Annotated in this window: 19 protein-coding genes; 13 read left to right on the top strand and 6 right to left on the bottom strand. The window is 48.8% G+C overall.

Translation table 11 applies throughout. The features are described from left to right. The first annotated feature begins 31 nt into the window (after window positions 1–31). From thrS to accD, 10 genes are all read left to right on the top strand, one after another. Window positions 32–1,945: a threonine--tRNA ligase gene (gene thrS / locus O3681_RS04345; RefSeq protein WP_070838676.1), complete on the top strand. Its 1,914-nt coding sequence runs from the start codon at window positions 32–34 to the stop codon at window positions 1,943–1,945. 17 nt (window positions 1,946–1,962) lie between these two features. Continuing rightward, window positions 1,963–2,484 carry a translation initiation factor IF-3 gene (gene infC, locus O3681_RS04340; protein WP_079453755.1) on the top strand — a complete coding sequence of 174 codons (522 nt, stop codon included), beginning with the start codon at window positions 1,963–1,965 and terminating at the stop codon, window positions 2,482–2,484. A 143-nt stretch (window positions 2,485–2,627) separates the two neighbouring features. Beyond that, window positions 2,628–2,825, top strand: a complete 198-nt coding sequence (gene rpmI / locus O3681_RS04335; RefSeq protein ID WP_003675505.1) for a 50S ribosomal protein L35 — start codon at window positions 2,628–2,630, stop codon at window positions 2,823–2,825. Window positions 2,826–2,837: 12 nt separating this feature from the next. Then, on the top strand, window positions 2,838–3,197 hold the full coding sequence (gene rplT, locus O3681_RS04330) for a 50S ribosomal protein L20 (RefSeq protein WP_003675502.1): 360 nt from the start codon (window positions 2,838–2,840) through the stop codon (window positions 3,195–3,197). A 248-nt stretch (window positions 3,198–3,445) separates the two neighbouring features. After that, the gene (gene pheS, locus O3681_RS04325; RefSeq protein WP_371459366.1) at window positions 3,446–4,435 is read left to right on the top strand and encodes a phenylalanine--tRNA ligase subunit alpha; all 990 of its coding nucleotides are present in this window, start codon (window positions 3,446–3,448) and stop codon (window positions 4,433–4,435) included. Window positions 4,436–4,539: 104 nt separating this feature from the next. Beyond that, on the top strand, window positions 4,540–6,903 hold the full coding sequence (gene pheT, locus O3681_RS04320; RefSeq protein ID WP_371459365.1) for a phenylalanine--tRNA ligase subunit beta: 2,364 nt from the start codon (window positions 4,540–4,542) through the stop codon (window positions 6,901–6,903). 114 nt (window positions 6,904–7,017) lie between these two features. Further along, complete coding sequence (locus tag O3681_RS04315) at window positions 7,018–7,320, top strand: integration host factor subunit alpha (protein WP_003680933.1); 303 nt, start codon at window positions 7,018–7,020, stop codon at window positions 7,318–7,320. Next, window positions 7,304–7,651 carry a hypothetical protein gene (locus O3681_RS04310; RefSeq protein WP_070645014.1) on the top strand — a complete coding sequence of 116 codons (348 nt, stop codon included), beginning with the start codon at window positions 7,304–7,306 and terminating at the stop codon, window positions 7,649–7,651. The genes O3681_RS04315 and O3681_RS04310 overlap by 17 nt, the downstream gene beginning before the upstream one ends. A 326-nt stretch (window positions 7,652–7,977) precedes the next feature. Further along, entirely contained in the window at window positions 7,978–8,763 is a 786-nt protein-coding gene (gene trpA, locus O3681_RS04305) for a tryptophan synthase subunit alpha (protein WP_128580875.1), read from the top strand. A 75-nt stretch (window positions 8,764–8,838) separates the two neighbouring features. Beyond that, window positions 8,839–9,705 carry an acetyl-CoA carboxylase, carboxyltransferase subunit beta gene (gene accD, locus O3681_RS04300; protein WP_049331298.1) on the top strand — a complete coding sequence of 289 codons (867 nt, stop codon included), beginning with the start codon at window positions 8,839–8,841 and terminating at the stop codon, window positions 9,703–9,705. Between the two features lie 63 nt (window positions 9,706–9,768). Here the strand turns inward: accD and O3681_RS04295 are convergent, their stop codons facing one another. The 6 genes from O3681_RS04295 to O3681_RS04270 all read right to left on the bottom strand — a co-directional run bounded on the left by O3681_RS04295 (window position 9,769) and on the right by O3681_RS04270 (window position 16,177). Next, window positions 9,769–10,215 carry a GatB/YqeY domain-containing protein gene (locus tag O3681_RS04295; RefSeq protein ID WP_371459364.1) on the bottom strand — a complete coding sequence of 149 codons (447 nt, stop codon included), beginning with the start codon at window positions 10,213–10,215 and terminating at the stop codon, window positions 9,769–9,771. A gap of 98 nt (window positions 10,216–10,313) precedes the next feature. Next, window positions 10,314–10,526: a 30S ribosomal protein S21 gene (gene rpsU / locus O3681_RS04290; protein ID WP_003680926.1), complete on the bottom strand. Its 213-nt coding sequence runs from the start codon at window positions 10,524–10,526 to the stop codon at window positions 10,314–10,316. Window positions 10,527–10,803: 277 nt separating this feature from the next. After that, window positions 10,804–12,651 carry a transglycosylase SLT domain-containing protein gene (locus tag O3681_RS04285; protein WP_371459363.1) on the bottom strand — a complete coding sequence of 616 codons (1,848 nt, stop codon included), beginning with the start codon at window positions 12,649–12,651 and terminating at the stop codon, window positions 10,804–10,806. A 178-nt stretch (window positions 12,652–12,829) separates the two neighbouring features. Next, window positions 12,830–13,297, bottom strand: a complete 468-nt coding sequence (locus tag O3681_RS04280) for an FxsA family protein (protein ID WP_199903851.1) — start codon at window positions 13,295–13,297, stop codon at window positions 12,830–12,832. 167 nt (window positions 13,298–13,464) lie between these two features. Further along, entirely contained in the window at window positions 13,465–14,982 is a 1,518-nt protein-coding gene (locus tag O3681_RS04275; protein WP_308881585.1) for a polyamine aminopropyltransferase, read from the bottom strand. Window positions 14,983–15,106: 124 nt separating this feature from the next. Continuing rightward, window positions 15,107–16,177 (bottom strand): porin, encoded by a 1,071-nt coding sequence (locus tag O3681_RS04270; protein ID WP_070826500.1) that lies wholly within the window; start codon window positions 16,175–16,177, stop codon window positions 15,107–15,109. Between the two features lie 327 nt (window positions 16,178–16,504). On the opposite strand from O3681_RS04270, the gene O3681_RS04265 reads away from it, so the two are divergent. The 3 genes from O3681_RS04265 to oppB all read left to right on the top strand — a co-directional run bounded on the left by O3681_RS04265 (window position 16,505) and on the right by oppB (window position 21,147). Next, entirely contained in the window at window positions 16,505–18,124 is a 1,620-nt protein-coding gene (locus tag O3681_RS04265) for an ABC transporter substrate-binding protein (RefSeq protein ID WP_070585784.1), read from the top strand. A 73-nt stretch (window positions 18,125–18,197) separates the two neighbouring features. Next, window positions 18,198–19,994 (top strand): aminopeptidase P family protein, encoded by a 1,797-nt coding sequence (locus O3681_RS04260; RefSeq protein WP_070585783.1) that lies wholly within the window; start codon window positions 18,198–18,200, stop codon window positions 19,992–19,994. Between the two features lie 232 nt (window positions 19,995–20,226). Continuing rightward, a complete protein-coding gene (gene oppB / locus O3681_RS04255; RefSeq protein WP_036490316.1) occupies window positions 20,227–21,147 on the top strand; it encodes an oligopeptide ABC transporter permease OppB in 921 nt (306 codons plus the stop codon). The last annotated feature ends 29 nt before the right edge of the window (window positions 21,148–21,176 follow it).

The following is a 21,176-nucleotide window of genomic DNA, read 5'->3' as shown; positions in this document are numbered from 1 at the left end:
CCGTTATTTTTTAATGTTTTGGAGCTTTCTGATGTTGAACATTACCTTGCCGGACGGTTCGGTCCGCCAATATGAATCACCCGTTACCGTGGCGCAAATTGCAGCGTCTATCGGTGCAGGTCTGGCAAAGGCAACGGTAGCGGGCAAGGTTAACGGTAAATTGGTGGATGCTTGCGATCCGATTACCGAAGATGCCCACGTTCAAATCATTACGCCTAAAGACAAAGAAGGCGTGGAAATTATCCGCCACTCCTGCGCGCACTTGGTCGGTCATGCGGTCAAGCAGCTCTACCCAGATGCAAAAATGGTTATCGGCCCGGTGATTGAAGACGGGTTCTATTATGATATCGCAACTGAAAAACCATTTACGCCTGATGATGTGGCCGCTATCGAGGCGCGCATGAAAGAATTGATTGCACAAGACTATGACGTCATTAAAGTGATGACGCCCCGTGCAGAAACCATCAAAATTTTCCAAGATCGCGGCGAAGAGTACAAATTGCGTCTGATTGAAGACATGCCTGAAGTGGAAGCAATGGGTATGTATCATCATCAGGAATACGTCGATATGTGCCGCGGTCCTCACGTTCCCAATACCCGTTTCTTGAAAAACTTCAAGCTGACCAAACTGGCAGGCGCATACTGGCGCGGCGACAGCAATAATGAAATGTTGCAACGTATTTACGGTACGGCTTGGGCAAGTAAAGACGAATTGAAAGCCTATATCCAACGCATCGAGGAAGCAGAAAAACGCGACCACCGTAAGCTGGGTAAACAATTGGATTTGTTCCACCTGCAAGATGAAGCGCCGGGTATGGTGTTCTGGCATCCTAAAGGCTGGGCTTTGTGGCAGGTGATTGAGCAGCATATGCGCAAAGAGTTGAATGCTGCCGGTTATAAAGAGGTGAAAACGCCTCAGATTATGGATAAAACCTTCTGGGAAAAATCCGGCCACTGGGAAAACTATAAAGACAATATGTTCGTGACCAGTTCCGAAAAACGCGAATACGCGGTTAAACCGATGAACTGTCCGGGTCATGTGCAAATTTTCAATAACGGCTTGCGCTCATATCGCGATTTGCCAATGCGTTTGGCTGAGTTCGGTTCTTGCCACCGCAATGAACCAAGCGGTGCATTGCATGGTCTGATGCGTGTTCGCGGTTTTGTGCAGGATGATGCGCACATCTTCTGTACCGAAGATCAAATCGTTGATGAAGCACGTGCATTCAATGAATTGCTGGTTCGCATTTATAAACAATTCGGCTTCCATGATGTTGCTGTGAAGTTGTCCCTCCGTCCTGAACAACGTGCAGGTTCTGACGAAGTTTGGGATAAGGCCGAACAAGGTCTGCGTGATGCATTGACCGCTTGCGGCGTGGAGTGGGAAGAATTGCCTGGCGAAGGCGCATTCTATGGTCCTAAGATTGAATACCATGTTAAAGATGCCTTGGGTCGCTCTTGGCAGTGCGGTACCCTGCAATTGGACTTCGTATTGCCAGAACGTTTAAATGCCGAATATGTAACTGAAAACAACGACCGTGCGCGTCCTGTAATGTTGCACCGTGCTATTTTGGGTTCGTTGGAGCGCTTCATCGGTATTCTGATTGAAAACCATGCAGGTTCATTCCCATTGTGGCTTGCGCCGGTTCAAATGGTGATTATGAATATCACTGAAAACCAAGCAGATTATTGTCGCGAAGTGGCTGCCAAATTGCAGGCTGCAGGCTTCCGTGTCGAATTGGATTTGCGTAACGAAAAAATCGGTTACAAAATCCGCGACAACAGCCAATACCGTTTCCCTTATCAAATCGTTGTCGGTGATAAAGAGAAACAAGAAAACAAAGTTGCGGTACGCCGCAAAGCAGAAGACTTGGGTTCTTTGAATGTAGATGATTTTATTGCGCAATTGCAGCAAGAAATCACTGACGCCCTCGTCAATCATTAATTTTTATAGGAGTATTCATCATCGCTCAAGAACGCGAAGCACGAATCAATGGTGAAATTACCGCCAAAGAAGTGCGATTAATCAGTGAGTCAGGCGATCAGCTTGGTGTCGTTTCAGTTCGTGAAGCTCTGGCTATGGCCGAAGAGCAAGATGTCGATTTGGTAGAAATTTCCCCGACTGCCAAACCGCCTGTATGCAAACTGATGGATTACGGTAAATACAAATACCAACAAGCCAAGAAGCGCGACGAAGCCAAGAAAAACCAAAAGCAGGTACAAATTAAGGAAATTAAATTCCGTCCGGGTACAGATGAAGGCGACTATCAAATCAAGATGCGCAACATCAACCGCTTCCTTGCCGATGGTGACAAAGTCAAAGTAACATTGCGTTTCCGCGGTCGTGAAATGGCCCACCAACAATTGGGTGCCCAACTGCTTGAGCGCGTAAAAGAAGATTTGGCAGAAGTAGCGCAAATCGAGTCCTTCCCTAAAATGGAAGGTCGTCAAATGGTGATGATGATTGCGCCTAAGAAAAAATAAAGCTATAATCCGAGGCTTATTTCGATTGCCGCTCGAAATAAGGTTTAATTAGCGGCAAAAACCGTGGTATTTTGGGTTTCAAGAGTTTGAAATTTATTTCAAAACCCCCTTATACCTTATCTAATAACGAATGGAGTTTTCCAATGCCTAAAATGAAAACCAAGTCTAGCGCGAAAAAACGCTTTAAAGTACTGGGTAACGGTGGTGTAAAACGCGGTCATGCGTTCAAAAGTCACATCCTGACCAAAAAAACCACTAAAACTAAACGTCAATTGCGCGGCACCGCTATGGTGGATTCACGCGATTTGGCTTCTGTTGCTAAAATGTTGCCCTACGCTTAAGGAGTTTAGAATATGCCACGCGTAAAACGCGGTGTTACCGCTCGTGCTCGTCACCAAAAAGTCTTCGCGTTAGCCAAAGGCTACCGCGGTCGTCGTAAAAACGTTTACCGTGTTGCCAAACAAGCGGTAATGAAAGCCGGTCAATACGCATACCGTGACCGTCGCCAACGCAAACGTCAATTCCGTCAACTGTGGATCGTTCGTATCAATGCAGGTGCCCGTGAAAATGGTCTGTCTTACAGCAAATTCATGAACGGCCTGAAACGCGCTGCTATCGAAATCGACCGCAAAGTATTGGCTGATTTGGCTGTATTCGACAAAGCTGCATTTGCACAATTGGTTGAAAAAGCTAAAGCTGCTTTGGCTGCTTAATTCGATAAGATTATTTAAAAAGGAAGCTTATGCTTCCTTTTTTCTTTTTTGGAAGAAACTCTATGTAGTTGATTTTCTTTCTTTAAACTCTATTTTTTTATACTGATTTGCGATAAAATAGGCCCCTCTTATCAAACGGATTGGCCGCACTAATACAAAAGGCCGTCTGAACAGGTTTGCAATCAAACCCAACAGACGGCTTTGTTGTTTCAGACGGCCTGCCATCAACAAACAGACGATAAACTACTATGGAAAATGTAAACCGTATCGTTACAGAAGGTATTGCCGCTATTGAAGCCGCGCAAGACTTCAATGCCTTAGAACAAATTAAAGCACGCTATCTTGGTAAAACCGGCGAATTGACCGGACTTTTGAAAACTTTGGGTCAAATGTCTCCTGAAGAGCGTAAAACCATAGGCGCGCACATCAACGAATGCAAAAATCAGTTTCAGACGGCCTTTAATGCCAAACGCGATGCCCTGAATGAAGCCAAGCTGCAAGCCCAATTGGCTGCAGAAGCCTTGGATATTACTTTGCCGGGCCGTGCACAAGAGCATGGTGGTTTGCATCCAGTTACTTTAACTTTGCAACGTGTGGTTGAGCTGTTTCACGGTATGGGTTTCGAAGTGGCGGACGGCCCTGAAATTGAAGACGATTTCCACAATTTCCAAGCCTTGAATATTCCTGCAAATCACCCTGCGCGTGCAATGCAAGATACCTTCTACGTTGAAAACGGCGACGTTTTACGTACACACACTTCGCCTATTCAAATCCGCTATATGCTCGACAAAAAAGAGCCGCCTATCCGCATTATTGCTCCCGGCCGCGTTTACCGTGTGGACAGTGATGCCACTCACTCGCCTATGTTCCATCAGGCCGAAGGTTTGTGGGTGGAAGAGGGTGTCACTTTTGCCGATTTGAAAGCAGTGTTTACTGACTTTATCCGTCGCTTCTTTGAACGCGATGACTTGCAAGTACGTTTCCGTCCGTCTTTCTTCCCGTTCACCGAGCCTTCTGCCGAAATCGACATCATGGGCGAAAACGGCAAATGGTTGGAAGTCGGCGGTTGCGGTATGGTACATCCTAACGTATTGAAAAATGTCAATATCAACTCTGAAAAATATACAGGTTTCGCTTTCGGTATCGGTCTCGACCGCTTTGCCATGTTGCGCTACAACGTCAATGACCTGCGCTTGTTCTTCGATAACGATTTGAACTTCTTGAAGCAGTTTAAATAAATTTCAGATGGTCTTTTGATAGGCCGTCTGAAAAAGTGAATAGATATTACTGATTTCGTCTGATAAAAATTTGTTTCAGACGGCCTGATAGTAGAGAAAATAATATGCAATTTCCTTATTCATGGCTGAAAACCCAAGCCAATCCTGATCTTTCTGCCGATAAACTGGAACATCTTTTGACCATGGCCGGTTTGGAAGTGGAAGAAATCGATACTGCCGCCCCTGCTTTCAGTGGCGTGGTTGTTGCCGAAGTAAAATCCGTTGAGAAACATCCTGATGCAGACCGTTTGAACGTTACCCAAGTTGATGCCGGTACGGGCGAGTTGGTTCAGATTGTTTGTGGTGCGCCGAATGTCAAGCCGGGCATTAAAGTGCCGTGTTCGCTGCCGGGTGCCGTTTTGCCGGGCAATTTCAAAATTAAGCCGACTAAAATGCGCGGCGTACCATCAAACGGTATGCTGTGTTCGACCAATGAACTGGGTTTGCCTGATGATGGTGTGGACGGTCTGCACATTCTGCCTGAAGATGCGCCTGTCGGTACCAATATCCGCGAATACTTGGATTTGGACGATACGCTGTTTACGTTGAAAATTACGCCTAACCGCGCTGATTGCTTGAGTGTTAAGGGTATCGCGCGTGAGGTTTCTGCCTTGACTCAATGTGCGTTTACACCTGTTGAAATTCAGACGGCCTCTATCGGCAGTGAGAAAAAACAGGCTGTCCGTATTGATGCACCGGCCGACTGCGGCCGTTTTATCAGCCGCATTATTGAAAATGTCAATGCGAAAGCGGCTACTCCCGATTGGATGAAACAACGTTTGGAACGCAGCGGTATCCGCAGCATTTCCGCATTGGTGGACATTGGTAACTATGTGATGCTGGAAATCGGTCAGCCTATGCATGTTTTCGATGCTGACAAGCTGTCAGGCAGTTTGATTGTCCGCCGTGCTCAAAATGGCGAGACTTTGGCGTGTCTGAACGAGAAGACGGTTACTTTGGCTGACAATACACTGGTGGTTGCTGATGAAAAAGGTGCGTTGAGCTTGGCCGGCTTGATGGGCGGCGAAGCAAGCGCGGTTTCTGATGAGACACAAAATATTGTGTTGGAAGCTGCTTGGTTTGCTCCGGAGATTATTGCCGGTAAATCCCGTCAATACGGTTTTGGTTCGGATTCTTCTTTCCGTTTTGAACGTGGAGTGGATTACCGCTTGCAAGCTGATGCCATTGAGCGTGCTACCGAATTGGTGTTGCAGATTTGTGGTGGCGCGGCCGGTGAAATGGTTGAGGCACAAGGAAAATTGCCTGAGGCAAAACAGGTTGAATTGCGTTTAGGCCGTCTGAAAACGGTATTGGGCGTTGAAATCCCTGCCGAGCAAGTTGAAATTATCTTGCAACACTTGGGTTTGCAGCCTGAGAAAACCGAAGAAGGCTTCCGTGTCACTTCTCCTAGCTTCCGTTTCGATATCGAGATCGAAGCCGATTTGATTGAAGAAATCGGCCGCGTTTACGGTTATGAAAATATTCCCGACGACTATACTTCAGGCCGTCTGAAAATGTTGGCATTGCCTGAAACCAAACGCCCGCGTTTTGCGGTTTATAACGAAATGGCGGCTCGCGGTTACCGCGAAGTGGTCAGCTATGCGTTTGTGGATGAGCAATGGGAGCAAGACTTTGCTGCCAATACCAATCCTATCCGCCTGCAAAATCCGTTGGCGGCGCAGTATGCCGTCATGCGTTCTACGCTTATCGGCGGTTTGGTGGAAGTTTTACAAAATAATTTGAACCGTAAGCAAAACCGTGTACGCGTGTTTGAAATTGCCCGCGTGTTCAGCAAAGATTCGGCTGATCAATTTGTTCAAAACGAACGTATCGGCGGTTTGTGGTATGGCTCCGTGTTGCCTGAGCAATGGAGCGAGAAAACACGCAACGTAGATTTTTACGATATGAAAGCTGATGTTGAGAGTCTTTTGAAAAACAAGGAAGTATCCTTTGTGAAGACCGAACATCCGGCATTGCATCCTGGTCGTGCCGCCAATATCGTTTCAGACGGCCAAGTAGTTGGTTTTGTTGGCGAGTTGCATCCGAAATGGCTGCAAAAATATGATTTGCCACAAGCGCCGCTGGTGTTTGAAATCGATATGGATGCGGTATTGGGTCGTGAGAAAACCCGTTATCAGTCCGTCTCCAAATTCCAACCTGCGCGCCGAGATTTGGCATTTGTAATGCCTGAAGCTGTAACGCATGATGATTTGTTAAATGCCCTGAAAGCGGCGGCGAACAAGCTGGTTCAAGAAATCAGCGTGTTTGACGTTTACCGCGGTACGGGCGTGCCTGAAGGCATGAAGAGCGTTGCCGTCAAAATCATTTTGCAAGATATGGAAAACACGCTGACAGATGAAGTCATCGAGCCTTTGGTTGCGAAAATGATTAAAGCGGCAGCCGAAAAAGACGCACAGCTTCGCGCTTAACATAAGATAAAAGTTGTCGCCAAAAATCACCAATAATATTTGATTTTTTGGTGAAGACTTGATTTTTAAAAGAATTTTGGTAATAATTGCACCAGTTTGAATGAAGGTAAACACATGACACTAACTAAAGCAGAATTGGCTGATATTTTGGTCGACAAAGTCAGCAACGTCACCAAGAATGATGCCAAAGAAATCGTCGAGCTCTTTTTTGAAGAAATTCGCAGCACTTTGGCGCGTGGCGAAGAAATTAAAATTTCCGGTTTCGGCAATTTCCAATTGCGCGACAAACCTCAACGCCCGGGTCGTAACCCTAAAACAGGTGAAGAAGTGCCGATTACCGCACGCCGTGTAGTAACTTTCCATGCCAGCCAAAAACTCAAAGGCATGGTGGAGCATTACTATGACAAACAACAATAATCCGGTTATTCCTGCCAAGCGTTATTTTACGTTGGATGAAATGTGCCAATTGTTGCAAATCAGCCCGGCTCAGTTTGCTCAATGGCAACATGAAAATAATGTTGTGATTGGATACGGTGGCGATCGATATACGCGCTCAGATGTAGTTAAGTTATTGAAACTGAAAGATACGTTTGAACCGTACATCGATACGTTCAGCCGTGGCGCTTTGGATGCAAACGGCAATCCTGCCGCCAATGCGGAAGAAGTCCGTCATGGTCTGATGCAGATTTTGTCTGATTTGGAGCGTCATCTTGGTTCTGAGCAACAAAACCACCATGTCGAGCTGTAATCGATAAGAAAATTGTGATCAAAAGTGCGAAGGCATACAAAGATTTGCATAATTGATTCTAATAAAGGCTGTTTGAATGATTTTCAGACGGCCTTTATTGTTTTATATTGCTTTCAAAATATCAGAATCTTGATTGCAAATGATTCTATGAAATAGCCGTAAATGTTATACTTAGCCTCTTGTTTGCCGATTGGGAAGAAACAGTCATTAGATAATGCGGATAGATACCGCCTTTTCATGGCAGACTGAGGTTTTTAAAACAAATGTAACGGCAGAATAAACAGGCTGACGGACAACATTCAAATCGATGAAATGGATAGCAGAAAATGAGCAGAATCCAACAAACTTTCTCAGCGCTCAATGGCGCAAAAGCACTGATTCCTTATATTACGGTGGGTGATCCCAGCCTTGAGACAACCTTGGCATTGATGCACAGCCTGGTGGCTAATGGTGCTGATATTTTGGAACTGGGTGTGCCGTTTTCTGACCCTATGGCGGATGGTCCGACCATTCAGCGTGCGGCCGAAAGGGCGTTGGCAAATCATGTTTCTTTGCACGACGTATTGGAAACAGTACGTTTGTTCCGCCAAACCAATGATAAAACGCCGATTGTGTTAATGGGCTATTTGAACCCAGTACATAAAATGGGTTATCAAGCGTTTGCACAAGCGGCTGCCGACGCGGGCGTAGATGGCGTGTTGACTGTAGATTCCCCGGTAGAAACCATTACCCCGCTGCATGACTCTTTGAAAGCGCAAGGTATTGATTGTATTTTCCTTATTGCGCCGACAACAACTGAAGAGCGTATTCAAACGATTGCCAAAGTAGCCGGCGGGTTTGTGTATTATGTATCGCTCAAAGGTGTAACCGGTGCTGCAAGTTTGGATACTGAAGAAGTTTCGCGTAAAATAGAGCTTTTGCGCAAATACATCGATATTCCGATTGGTGTCGGCTTCGGCATCAATAATGCGGAGAGTGCGCGTAAAATTGGTGCGGTAGCGGATGCCGTTATTGTCGGCAGCCGTATCGTCAAAGAGATTGAAAGCCACGCAGGTAGCGAGGCCGAAGCGGTAGGCGTGTTGGTTAAAGAGTTGAAAGACGCGATTCGCTAATATTTTTTATTCCATTATTTCAGACGGCCTTACGTTCAACAGGCCGTCTGAATTCTGAATTCCAAGGAGTCATTCATGAGCTGGCTAGATAAAATTCTTCCTCCGAAAATTAAAAACCGAAGCAGTTCGTCCAGCGTCCCTGAAGGCCTGTGGCACAAATGTCCGTCTTGTTCGGCAACGGTTTATTCAACCGAGTTGAAGCAAAACAGCGAAGTCTGCCCGAAATGTAATCACCACAATCCGCTTTCTGCGCGCGAACGTTTGAATCTACTTTTGGATGAAGAAGGCCGTGAAGAGATTGCAGCCAATATTAAACCGACCGACCCGCTGAAATTCAAAGACAGCAAAAAATATCCCGACCGCCTCGCGGCTGCGCGTAAAGCAACCGGCGAAGACGATGCTTTAGTCGTTATGAAAGGCACCATGAACGGCCTGCCTGTCGTGGTGGCTGCATTTGAATTCCGTTTTATCGGCGGCTCTATGGGTTCGGTCGTGGGTGAGCGTTTCGTTCAGGGGGTACGTCGTGCCGTTGCAGATAATTGTTCGTTTATTTGCGTGGCGGCTTCCGGTGGTGCGCGTATGCAGGAAGGGATTAACTCTTTGATGCAGATGACGAAGACCAGCGCGGCTTTGCATTTGCTGACTGAAAAACGTCTGCCGTTTATTTCCGTATTGACTGACCCGACCATGGGCGGCGTATCTGCCAGCTTTGCCTTCTTGGGTGATGTGGTTTTGGCAGAACCGAATGCGCTGATTGGTTTTGCCGGTCCGCGCGTTATTGAGCAGACTGTACGCGAAACCCTGCCAGAAGGTTTCCAACGTGCAGAATTCTTATTGGAGAAGGGCGCAATCGACCAAATCGTCGATCGCCGTTCCATGAAAAAACGTATCAGCGATTTGATTACTTTGTTGCGTCATGAAGGTAAAGTAACTGCTGCTTGATTGGCACAATAAGAAAGGCCGTCTGAAAATAATATTTCAGACGGCCTTTTTGATTATTGAGGATTAAGCAGTCAATGCGGTTTTCAAAACCTTGTTGACTTCGCCCATGTCGGCTTTTCCGGCCAGGCGGGTCTTCAATACGCCCATGACTTTGCCCATATCTGCCATACCTGATGCACCGGTTTCTGCAATGGCTGCTTCAACGACAGTCTTGATTTCTTCTGCGGACATCATTTGCGGCAGGTAGCGGTTGAGGATTTCGATTTCCGCATTTTCTTTGTCAGCCAAATCTTGACGACCGGCTTCGGTGTAGATTTTGGCGCTGTCTTTGCGCTGTTTTACCATTTTGGTCAGGATAGAGATGACTTTTGCGTCATCGGCTTCAGTGCGCTCATCTACTTCAAATTGTTTGATGGCGGCATTAATCAGGCGGATGGTGCTTAAAGACACTTGGTCTTTGGCACGCATGGCGGTTTTCATGTCTTCGGTTAATTGTGTTTTTAGGCTCATAATGTTCTCACTTTATATAAAAAGATGCCGTCTGAAAAACAAAACACACCGCAAAGCTGCCCTTGCGGTGTGTTGTTTATCACAGGGCAGGCCTGTAATTAGTACATTTTAGGAGGCAGTTGTTGGCTGCGCAGACGTTTTTGCAGACGTTTGGCTGCAGCAGCTTTTTTGCGTTTGCGTTCGGTAGTTGGTTTTTCGTACGCTTCACGGGCGCGCAGTTCGGTCAACAGACCGGTTTTTTCTACGGCACGTTTGAAACGACGCATGGCAACTTCAAATGGTTCATTCTCTTTAACACGAATAGCAGGCATTTTATTTCCTTTAAATTTTGTTCAATCAAACCGTTTTAAGAAATAGAGGACGGTTTGTCATAATGGGGGAGTTGTTGTATCGCTGGTTTGCCTAGGGCAGGGCGGGATACGCGCCGTGATGTAAACATCACCTCCTAACAAGTCGGCTTTTGCCGTGCAAGTGACCTTTGCGGTCAGAAACAATCGGACGATTATCTTATAAACCCGATAGTCTGTCAAGGTTGTAGGCCGTCTGAACGTTTGATTCTGTCTCACTTTTCAGACGGCCTATCGGGTATTAATAACGGCCGGGAACCGTACCCATACGTTGTTTCAACGAAGTTTGCGGCTCATTGAACAATGACGCGTAATAAGTCGCGTTGGTCATGACTTTTTTCACGTAGTCGCGGGTTTCGGTGAATGGGATGGTCTCGGCGTAGATGGCACCTTCCAAAGGCGAAGAAGCCTGCCAGTTGCGGGCGCGGCCGGGGCCGGCATTGTAGCCTGCGGTGGCCATCACTTCGTTATTTTGCAGGCGGCGTTTGGCATCTGCCATGTACCAAGTACCCATGCGGATGTTGCCGTCCATGGTGTAGAGTTCGCTGCTGCTCATGCCGATTTTGCCGGCGATTTCGCGGGCGGTCGCAGGCATGACCTGCATCAGGCCTTGTGCGCCGACGCTGGATTGTGCGCCCATGACAAAGCGGCTTTCTTGGCGAATCAAACCGTAAACCCATGCCGGGTCAATACCAGCCTGTGCGGCATAGTGGACGGTTAGGTCTTTAAACGGAGAGAGGTAGCGCAGTTTGTAGTTGAGTTTGTGGTCGGTACGGTCTGCGCTGTTGATTGCCATGTCGTAGAACTGGTTGTCAAAAGCAACTTGTGCGGCAGTCAGCAGGTTATCTTCGTTGAAGTCGCGGGTGGCAAAACGCCATTCCGCCTGTGCCTGACGGCGCATTTTGGAATCGCCGTTGCTTTGGCTGTTTTTAAACAGAACCAATGCGCGTTTGATGGCACCGTCTTCGCTCATGCGGCGGACGTCTCTGGCATCGGCATCGGAAACGTTGTTGCGCGTATTGATGCGGCGGCCCAGTTCTTCACCTGCCATTACGGCGTAGAAATTGCGGCCGGAAGCGGCGGCTTTTTCGTACATTTCTTTGGCTTGGCTACTTTTGCCTTGTGCGACAAAGCTGCGGCCCAGCCAATATTGCCATGTCGGGTCTTTTTGCAGTTTTTCAGGCATATGCTGAATCACGCTTGCCAATTCGTCCCAACGTTGCAGGCGCAAAGCGGCGCGTGCGTACCATTCCAATTGTTCGTCGGTCAGTTGCTTGCGGTCGGAAACGCGGCCGTAGTAGCTCAAAGCGGTCGGCATATTTTGGCTTTGTGCATGGTAGTGGCCCAATACGCCCCATGCGAAGCTGCGTTGTTCGCGGCTGAGGCCTGATTCCATGTCGGACAGGGTAGCGGCGGCAGAAGCGGATTTGCGTGCATCTTTGCCGATCACGCTCAACAGGCTGTATTCGGTCGCACCTTGCGCGCCACCTTCAAACGGGCTGCCCAATGCTGCGGCGAGGTTGCGTGCATCTGTGGTTTGACTGTTGCTCAACAAGCCGCGCACGCGACGCCATGCGTCGTTGGTGTTCAGACGGCCTGAAGCTGCCGCGCTTTCAACCAAGCGGGTACAGCCGGCAGGCAGTTTGCCGGTGACGCGAACCAGCTCGGCGGCTTTGCTGTAATTGCCGCTGCTCAAATCGGCATAACATTGCACTTCTTGTGCGACGCCGGCGGCGTTCAATTTGCTAAATTCTTGACGGAACAAATCCCATTGGCCGCGCGCGCCCAAGGTTTTCAGCCATTCGTTGCGGACATTTTCAGCCATTGCGCTGTCGCTGGCTTGGGATAAAAATTGTTGTACCCAAGCATCGTCGCCGCGTTTGGCGGCATCGATGGCGCTTTGGTATTGGCTGTAATCGGACAGGACTTTGGACTCGCTGTCGGTGCGGCGTGAAGGAATAGAAGTAGATTTAGGCTGAACGACGGTTTCGGTTTTCGAAGCAGTCGGTGTGTTTTGGGTGGCGCACGCCGATAAAACAGCGGCGGTAATCAAGCTGAGGGAGAGAGGGGAAAGACGTTGAACGTTCATTGGATACCGTGTCGTTTTTAGAATCAAAATAACTGCTTATTTTAAATGATTTATGCGGAATAACCGAATTACAAACCGATATTTACATTTTCAAAGCCTGGAGATGACTAAGGCCGTCTGAAATATGAAACACTTTTGAGGTATTTTTATTTCAGACGGCCTTTTATGAAGGAAGTCGTCAATCGGGTTTGTGTTCGATATAGTCTTGCGGCTTGTCGGCTTTGCTGGTGCGCGTAACCGTATATTCGCCTTCGATAATGTCTTCATCCTCTTTGGCGGAGCTGTAAGTCTGACGGCTTTGGAAAGACTGCGTAGAAGAAGCGGTCGCGTTGCCTCTAAACGGAATCAGCAAGAGCAGGGCGACGGCGGTTGAAATAAAGCCGGGACTGAGCAGGAAAACCGCGGCAGCAGTATAGCGAATCGGCCACAGCATCTGATAGAGGGAAATGTTTTGGCCGCTGCGGACGGCTGCACCTGCGAGTAAAAGGCCTGAGATGCCGGTATGGCGCAGCATAAAGATACCGCTGATAAAGCTGAGAGCCATCACAAACAGCGTCCAGCCGCCACCTATCCAGTCGGCAACCCAGACGATGGACATGATTTCCAAAAAGATTAAAACCAAAAAACCGATTCCAAAATACTGCATAAGTGTTTGTTCCTTCATTCAACGGATAGTGTCGATTGTGTTCTATCTAGATAAAGATAAACCTTATTTTTTCAAGCAAATGCTGTGTGAAAAAGGGTAAACGGGCGATGAGGCTGTCTGAACGGAGATTAAAAGAAGACAGATGTTTCAGACGACTTTTAGATATTCTATCGCATCACATTGTTCCAATCGCTTTCAAAATAACTGACGAGGATTTGGTTGTTCAAATAATTTGCTTCCACCTTGCGCCTTGCCATATCAGGCGGAAAGCGAAACATTTCGGCAACGGTCTGGGCATTGAGATAGCGGGTGGGTACGTCGAATTTTTGCGGAATGGGGAAATTTTGGTCAAACCCTGCCAACACAAATCCCCATTCGCCAAAGGAAGGGACGTAGACATGATAGGGTGCGGTATTCAACTTGGCCGCTTCGAGGGTGGCAACGACCGACCAGTAGGCGTTAGGGGCGAAATAAGGCGAAGTCGATTGCACAACAATCTTGCCCTGCGGCTCAAGATGGCGGGCAACGAGGCGGTACATAGGGACGGAGTAGAGTTTGCCCAGCGAGAAATTGGACGGGTCGGGCAGGTCGATGATGATAACGTCGAATTTTTCAGACGACCCTTCCAGCCATTTGGCGGCATCGTCGTTGACGACGTGCATTTTGGGATGGGACAGCGAGCCTTGGTTGAGGGCGCTTAAGGTGGCGGAAGTTCTAAAAGTGGCGGTCATGTCGGGGTCGAGGTCAACCAAAGTAACATTTTTGACCTGCGGATATTTTAAGACTTCGCGTGCCGCCAATCCGTCGCCGCCACCGAGAATCAGGACGCGCTCGGCGTTGGGAACCATCTGCATGGCAGGCAGGACAAGTGCTTCATGGTAACGGGCTTCGTCGCGTGAGGAGAATTGCAGGTTGCCGTTGATATAGAGGCGGGTGTCGTTTTTCCAGCGGGTAACGACCAGCCGCTGGTAGGGTGAGTGGCTTTGATAGACGACGGGGTCGCCAAAATAGCTTTGTTCAGCTTTGAAGGAAATACGGTCGGCGTAGACGAAGATGATGGCGAGGATGGACAAGACAATCAGCGCACGCAGGCGGATGGCGCGGTAACGGGGCAGTTCGGCTTTGAAGACGCGCGCGGTCAGATAGGCGACGGCGGCGTTGAAGATGCCAAACAACAAGGCGGAACGCGCCATGCCGAGTTTGGGGGCGAGCAGGAGCGGAAATAATAAGGAGACGGCAAGTGCGCCCAAGTAGTCGAAGGTCAATACTTTGGAAACGAGTTCTTTAAATTCCGCACCTTTTTGGTTTAACACGCGCATAACCAAAGGGATTTCCATGCCGACAACCATGCCGACAATCAGTACAAAAGCGTAGAGCAGGGTGCGGAACGGGGCGGCGGATAAACCGAAGGCCACAAATAATGCCAGCGCGGAAATGCCGCCGATGATGCCGACCAGAAGTTCGATTTCGATGAAGCGGTGCAACACGTCTTTATCTTTGATGTATTGGGTCAGGTGGGCACCGATACCCATTGAAAACAGATAAAGCCCGATGACGGAGGAAAACTGCAAAATACTGTCGCCCAAAAGATAGCTTGCGAGAGCGGCGATGATGAGCTCGTAAGCGAGGCCGCAGCTGGCGACGATAAAAACGGAGATGATGAGGGTGCGGTGGGCGTTCATGATGACGTTTTTGTTGCTTGAGTGTGGGCAATGTAATGATTTTTAAGGTGGGCTGCAAGTTTAATTATAGGATGTAGAAAAGGCCGTCTGAACAAATTGTTTCAGACGGCCTTTAATCTGTCAGGCATTAATAGCGGTGTTTGAATACCATGCCCACTGCGTAAGAAGATTTTTTCGGCAAATCTTCTTCGTATTTCGGATTGACGTTTTCTTTCAACCAGCCGGCACCGAGTGTGGCGGTTGTCCGTTTGGAGAAGCTGTAATCGGTGCTGACGGCGACGTGTTTGTAGTCTTCGCCGACAGAGCTTTTACCGTAGGCAAAGCCGATTTGAGGTTTGAAATTTCCTACTTTGTATGAGCCGGACACCATAAATTCTTTGGTGTTGTTGATTTCTTTGTCGTAAGAACCGGCTACGTTGCCTGCCGCATCTTTCCATACGCCCCAGCAGCTGAAGCCGTCGCAAGTATTTTTGGCGTATTGGAATGCGGCATCGACGGAGATTTTGTCTTTGCTGTATCCGGCCATGAATGCATGGGCTTGGAAGTCTTTGGTTTCGGTTGGAGAGTCGTTGGGTGCGTATTCGGCAGCGTAGTGCGCGTTAAAGCCGTTGTTGGGGTGGTAGTAGTCCACGCCCCAGCCGAAGACCCAGTCGCCGTCACGTTTTTTGTCCGGATTCCAGTCATTGTTGTTGCGCGCGGCATTGGAACCGGGGGAAACGTTGAATTTGAATTGGAAACCGTTTTTCCAAGGCGACTCATAAGCCATGGAAACACGGCGTTGGCCGAAGCGAGAAATTTTGCCGAACTCCAAAATCGGGCTGTTGGTGTCGAACGGGTTCAGATAAATGCTGTTCATGGGCGTACTGATGTAACCCATTTTGACGGTGCCAAGGTTTTTGTAGCTGTTGAGAGCGACGTATGAGTCGGCAGTACCCCAACCGCCCCAGCGGTCGGAATCGAAGTAAATAAAGGAGCCAAGTTGCCATTTCAGCCATAAGTCGTTGTTGAGTCGTACTTCATCGGAGAGATAAAGACTGGAACTTTTATCGGAAATGGTTGTATTGGTGACGCCGGTTTTATTGTTGTGTTCGACCTCGGTCATGATGTAGATGGTGCCGCTCATTTTAGGTTCGGCATGGGCGGCACTTAGGGAAGAGCCGATGAGGGCAGTGGCAATAAAGTAAGATAACTTCTTCATTTGATTCTCCTTTTTATGTCTTTTTCTTGCTTATGGCGAAAGAGTTCGGATAATCTTATTTGACAAAACACAAAAAATCAATACATTTGTAACTTATCGTAGGATAAATTGAAAAATAGTTTTCAGTTACGTATTTTTGTGTTAATTTGCCGACAATCTTAGACGGCTATTATTATTTCGATGGAATATATGGTTTAAAACACTATTTTCATGGTTTGAAATAGATGATTTAACTATGCTGGAAAACTTCTAAATAAATGTAGTTGAGTGTAGTTTGAATAATCAGGCCGTCTGAAAAAGAAGAATACCCAAAAGAAGGAATGAAATATGGCCGGAAAAACCTATCCACTGTTGGCTGCATCATTGGCTGCCGTATTCGCATTGTCAGCGTGCAGCCGCGATGTTAAGCCTGCTCCTGAGTTTAAGCGTACCGATTATGAGCGCGTGGTGGTCAGCAACGGTGTCGAGCCGGGTACGCTGGATCCTCAGATGAGCGGTGATATGGCGGCCGGTGCGATTATCCGTCAGTTGATGGATGGTTTGGTCGGTACGGATGCCGAAGGCAAAACCATTCCTGCTTTGGCGGAAAAATGGGAGAGCGAGGGCGAGCGTGTTTGGACCTTCCATCTGCGTGATGCCAAATGGAGCAATGGCGATCCGATTACTGCCGAAGATTTTGTATACAGCTTTCGCCGTCTTGCCGATCCGGCCACCGGCGCACCTTTCGGCAGCTATTTGGTCGATGCCCAAGTGGAAAATGCGGAAGATATATTAAACGGCAAAGCCAAGCCTGAGACATTGGGCGTCAAGGCGTTGGACGCGAAGACCCTGCAATTTACGTTGATTGCGCCTGTACCTTATTTCCCTGATATGCTGATTCAGCAATTCACTTTTCCAGTTCACCGCGCCACTGTTGAAAAATACGGCAACAAGTGGACGCAGCCCGGTCATTATGTTTCCAGTGGCGCTTATCTGTTAAAGGATTGGAAAGTCAACAGCCACATCAATATGGAACGCAATCCCAATTATTACGATAAAGACAAAGTAGCCATTCCGAAGGCGGTTTTCTTGTCAGGTAGCGGTGAATACAACCGTTATCGCGCCAATGAAATTGACGTAACTTACGGCATTCCCAGCGATCAGGTCAAAGTGGCGGATATTGAGTTTCCCGGCCAAGTAAGACGTACAACTTCTTTGTGCAGCTGGTATTTGGAGCCGAACCACGAAGCGGCGCCGTTTAACGATCCGCGTGTCCGCAAGGCGCTCAATATGCTGACGCGCCGCGACATCGTCGTCAAAGTGGGCGGCCGTGGCGATACGCCTGCGTTCCAATTGACGCCGCCGCAAATGCAGGGCGTGATTCCTGTTTATCCGGAGTGGAAAGAGTGGACGCCTGAAAAACGCATCGAAACCGCGCGCAAACTGTTGAACGAAGCAGGCTACAACGATGACCATCCGCTTGAGTTCGATATTTTGTACAGCACCAGCGAAGCATCCAAAAAACAAATTACTGCCGTGCAGTCGGTGTGGAAGGCCGCCATTCCGTTTATCCGTCCGACTTTGTCCAACGAGGAATGGAAAACTTATTTGGATACGCGCGCACAAGGCAATTTCAAGGTTTCGTTCAGCGGCTGGTGTTCCGATTTCAACGATCCGGCGGGCATGCTCAATATCTTGAAATCCAACAACTCAAACAATGCATTCCGCTACAAAAGCGCGGCGTTTGATACATTTATGAACAATACGCTGAAAGATGGTGTCAGCAAGGAAGCGCGCAGCCAGCTCTATGCCGATGCGGAGAAGCAGCTTCAAGAAGACGCTGCACTGATTCCGCTGTATCATCAGGTTGAAGTGCGTATGGTCAAACCCGATATTATCGGCTATTCCGACAAAGACCCTTTGCGGAACTACACGGTCAAGAGCTGGTCGTTCGCACCGAAAAAATAGATATTATAGACAGCACAAGTTTTCAGACGGCCTTGATGACAGAGGCCGTCTGAAACAACAGGAGACATAACACATGAAATCTGTACAACAACGTTTGTCCGCTTTACGCGAAGCCATGAAAAAACATGGCGTGGACGCGTTTGTCATTCCTTCCGCCGATCCGCACCTTTCCGAATACCTGCCCGAGCATTGGCAGGCACGCCGTGATTTTTCCGGCTTTACCGGTTCGGCCGGCACTTTGGTGGTAACCGCCGATAAAGCAGGCGTGTGGACGGATAGCCGCTATTGGGAACAGGCAGGCCAACAGCTTGCGCCAAACGGCATCGAGCTGCAAAAAATGGGCGTTGATGCGCCTTATACCGAATGGTTGGCACAAAATCTGCCCGAGGGCGCAGTCGTCGGCGCGCCTGCCGATATGTTCGCACTCAGCGGCGAGCGCGGTTTGAAACAGGCACTTGCCGCTAAAAACATCCGCCTCGAATATCCTGAAACTTTGTTGGACGAAGTGTGGGACGACCGTCCTGCATTGCCGACTCCGGAAATCTACGTTCACCATCCCGACTACGTTTCTGAAACTGCGGCCGAAAAACTGGCCCGTATCCGTACGGCCATGAAAGAGCAGGGCGCAGATGCACATTTGGTTTCATCTTTGGACGACATCGCTTGGATTACCAATCTGCGCGGCGATGATGTGCCGTTCAACCCCGTGTTCTTGTCCCATCTGTTTATCAGCCAAGACAAAGCCGTATTGTTTACCGATGCAAGCCGTCTGAAAGCCGAATCTGCCGAAGCCTTGAAAGCGGCAGGTTTTGAAGTATTGCCTTATGCACAAGCAGCGGACTATTTGGCAGACGTTAAGGGCGCATTGCTGATTGATCCGAACAAAACTGCCGTCGGCACTTTGCGCCGCCTGCCTGAAGACGTTCGTTTGATTGAAGCCATCCACCCAAGCACATTCTTCAAATCGGTTAAATCCGATGCCGACATCGCCCATATCCGCAATACCATGGCGGAAGACGGCGCGGCATTGTGCGGCTTCTTTGCCGAGTTTGAACAAATCTTGGCAGACGGCGGCGAATTGAGCGAGCTGGACATCGATGGCATGCTCTACAAACACCGCAGCCAACGCCCCAGCTTTATTTCGCCAAGTTTCGACACCATCGCCGGCTACAATGCCAATGCCGCCTTGCCTCATTACAGCGCGACACCGGAAAATAACAGCAAAATCAAAGGCGACGGTATGCTGCTGATTGACTCCGGCGGCCAATACTGGGGCGGTACGACCGACATCACGCGCGTGGTGCCTGTCGGCAATCCGAGTGCGGCCATGAAACGCGATTACACTTTGGTGTTGAAAGCGCATATTTCTCTGGCGGAGACCATTTTCCCTGAAAACATCAAAGGCCCGATGATTGATGCTATCTGCCGCAAATCGCTCTGGCAGGCGCAATGCGATTACGGTCACGGTACAGGTCATGGTGTGGGCTATTTCCTCAATGTGCATGAAGGCCCGCAAAGCATTGCCGTTGCCGCCGTGCCGCAACCGCATCACGCGATGAAGTCAGGCATGCTGACTTCCAACGAGCCGGGTCTTTACCGTCCGGGCAAGTGGGGTATCCGTATCGAAAGCCTGGTAATCAACCGTCCGGTTGAAAACCCAGAGGAAACCGAGTTCGGAAAATTCCTGTATTTTGAAACCGTTACCCTCTGCCCAATCGATACGCGCCTGATTGATACCAAACTGATGACCGGCAGCGAAATCGAATGGCTGAACCAATATCACGCCGAAGTGCGCCGCCGTCTCGAGCCTTTGACAGAAGGCGCGGCCAAAGCATGGCTGATCGAACGCACCGAACCTTTGGCGCGTTAATGTGAAAGGCCGTCTGAAACGGCGGATACAAAGTTTCAGACGGCCTTATAACAATAATTATCTAAAAACTAAAAAACCTTACCCGACTCCGAATAAAAACAATAACCCGGTCGGAATAGAGAGAGAAACCGGCGCGGCGACGTTACAGACGCCTGCTGCCATTCATCCGATTTCCGCTTCAGGTCAGCTTTGTTTTCACGAGTCCGGTATGTTCAGACAGGACAGCCTGATTATGTTGAAATTCATCATCAAACGGATATGTGCTTCCATCCCGACCATGCTGGTGTTGATTACCGTATCGTTTTTCCTGATGCGGCTCGCACCGGGCAGCCCGTTCACAGGCGAACGCAATCTGCCGCCTGCGGTCATGGCCAACATCGAAGCCAAATACCACCTCAATGATCCGATGTACCTCCAATATTTCCACTACCTCAAGCAGTTGGCGCAGGGGGATTTGGGACCGTCGTTCAAATATAAAGATTTCAGCGTTAATGAGTTGCTTGCCCAATCCCTGCCGGTATCGGCAGAACTTGGCTTCTACGCCTTTTTGATTGCCGCTATCTTCGGCATGTTTATCGGCATTATCGCCGCCTTAAAACAAAACAGCTGGCTGGATTATGCGCTGATGAGCGGTGCGATGACCGGTATTGTCGTTCCCAGCTTTGTGATGGCGCCGGTATTGGTGCTGGTGTTTGCCGTCAGACTGCAATGGCTGCCTGCCGGCGGCTGGAACGATGGCGCACTGATGAATCTGATTTTGCCCGTTGTTACTTTGTCCATCGGTTATGTGTCCAGTATTGCGCGGATTACGCGCGGCGCGATGATCGAAGTATTGAACAGCCCCTTTATCCGCACAGCACGCGCCAAAGGCCTGCCCATGAGCCGCATCATCCTGCGCCATGCGCTGCGTCCCGCCATGCTGCCGATTGTTTCTTTCTTAGGTCCGGCATTCGTCGGCATCATTACCGGCTCCATTGTGATTGAAAACGTGTTCGGTATTCCCGGCGTCGGACAATTGTTTGTCAACGGCGCGCTCAACCGCGACTACGGCATGATTTTGGGTTTGACGATTTTGGTGGGCATTATGACTATTTTGTTCAACGCCATCCTCGATATTCTGTATGCCATTATTGACCCGAAAATCCGTTATTAATCCCATTTGCGCAAAGGCCGTCTGAAACG

Origin of the sequence: Neisseria sp. 27098_8_158, from assembly GCF_041433145.1 — a bacterium.
GTDB lineage: Bacteria > Pseudomonadota > Gammaproteobacteria > Burkholderiales > Neisseriaceae > Neisseria > Neisseria subflava_E.
Note: the sequence above shows the minus strand (reverse complement) of the source record. Positions and strands in the feature narration are given on the sequence as shown.

Coding starts and splice junctions, on each gene's coding strand:
- O3681_RS04270 (WP_070826500.1), bottom strand. CDS start 16,177: ATGAAGAAGTTATCTTACTTTATTGCCACTGCCCTCATCGGCTCTTCC.
- thrS (WP_070838676.1), top strand. CDS start 32: ATGTTGAACATTACCTTGCCGGACGGTTCGGTCCGCCAATATGAATCA.
- O3681_RS04260 (WP_070585783.1), top strand. CDS start 18,198: ATGAAATCTGTACAACAACGTTTGTCCGCTTTACGCGAAGCCATGAAA.
- oppB (WP_036490316.1), top strand. CDS start 20,227: ATGTTGAAATTCATCATCAAACGGATATGTGCTTCCATCCCGACCATG.
- rplT (WP_003675502.1), top strand. CDS start 2,838: ATGCCACGCGTAAAACGCGGTGTTACCGCTCGTGCTCGTCACCAAAAA.
- accD (WP_049331298.1), top strand. CDS start 8,839: ATGAGCTGGCTAGATAAAATTCTTCCTCCGAAAATTAAAAACCGAAGC.
- O3681_RS04295 (WP_371459364.1), bottom strand. CDS start 10,215: ATGAGCCTAAAAACACAATTAACCGAAGACATGAAAACCGCCATGCGT.
- O3681_RS04285 (WP_371459363.1), bottom strand. CDS start 12,651: ATGAACGTTCAACGTCTTTCCCCTCTCTCCCTCAGCTTGATTACCGCC.
- rpmI (WP_003675505.1), top strand. CDS start 2,628: ATGCCTAAAATGAAAACCAAGTCTAGCGCGAAAAAACGCTTTAAAGTA.
- pheS (WP_371459366.1), top strand. CDS start 3,446: ATGGAAAATGTAAACCGTATCGTTACAGAAGGTATTGCCGCTATTGAA.
- rpsU (WP_003680926.1), bottom strand. CDS start 10,526: ATGCCTGCTATTCGTGTTAAAGAGAATGAACCATTTGAAGTTGCCATG.
- O3681_RS04315 (WP_003680933.1), top strand. CDS start 7,018: ATGACACTAACTAAAGCAGAATTGGCTGATATTTTGGTCGACAAAGTC.
- O3681_RS04310 (WP_070645014.1), top strand. CDS start 7,304: ATGACAAACAACAATAATCCGGTTATTCCTGCCAAGCGTTATTTTACG.
- pheT (WP_371459365.1), top strand. CDS start 4,540: ATGCAATTTCCTTATTCATGGCTGAAAACCCAAGCCAATCCTGATCTT.
- O3681_RS04265 (WP_070585784.1), top strand. CDS start 16,505: ATGGCCGGAAAAACCTATCCACTGTTGGCTGCATCATTGGCTGCCGTA.
- trpA (WP_128580875.1), top strand. CDS start 7,978: ATGAGCAGAATCCAACAAACTTTCTCAGCGCTCAATGGCGCAAAAGCA.
- O3681_RS04280 (WP_199903851.1), bottom strand. CDS start 13,297: ATGCAGTATTTTGGAATCGGTTTTTTGGTTTTAATCTTTTTGGAAATC.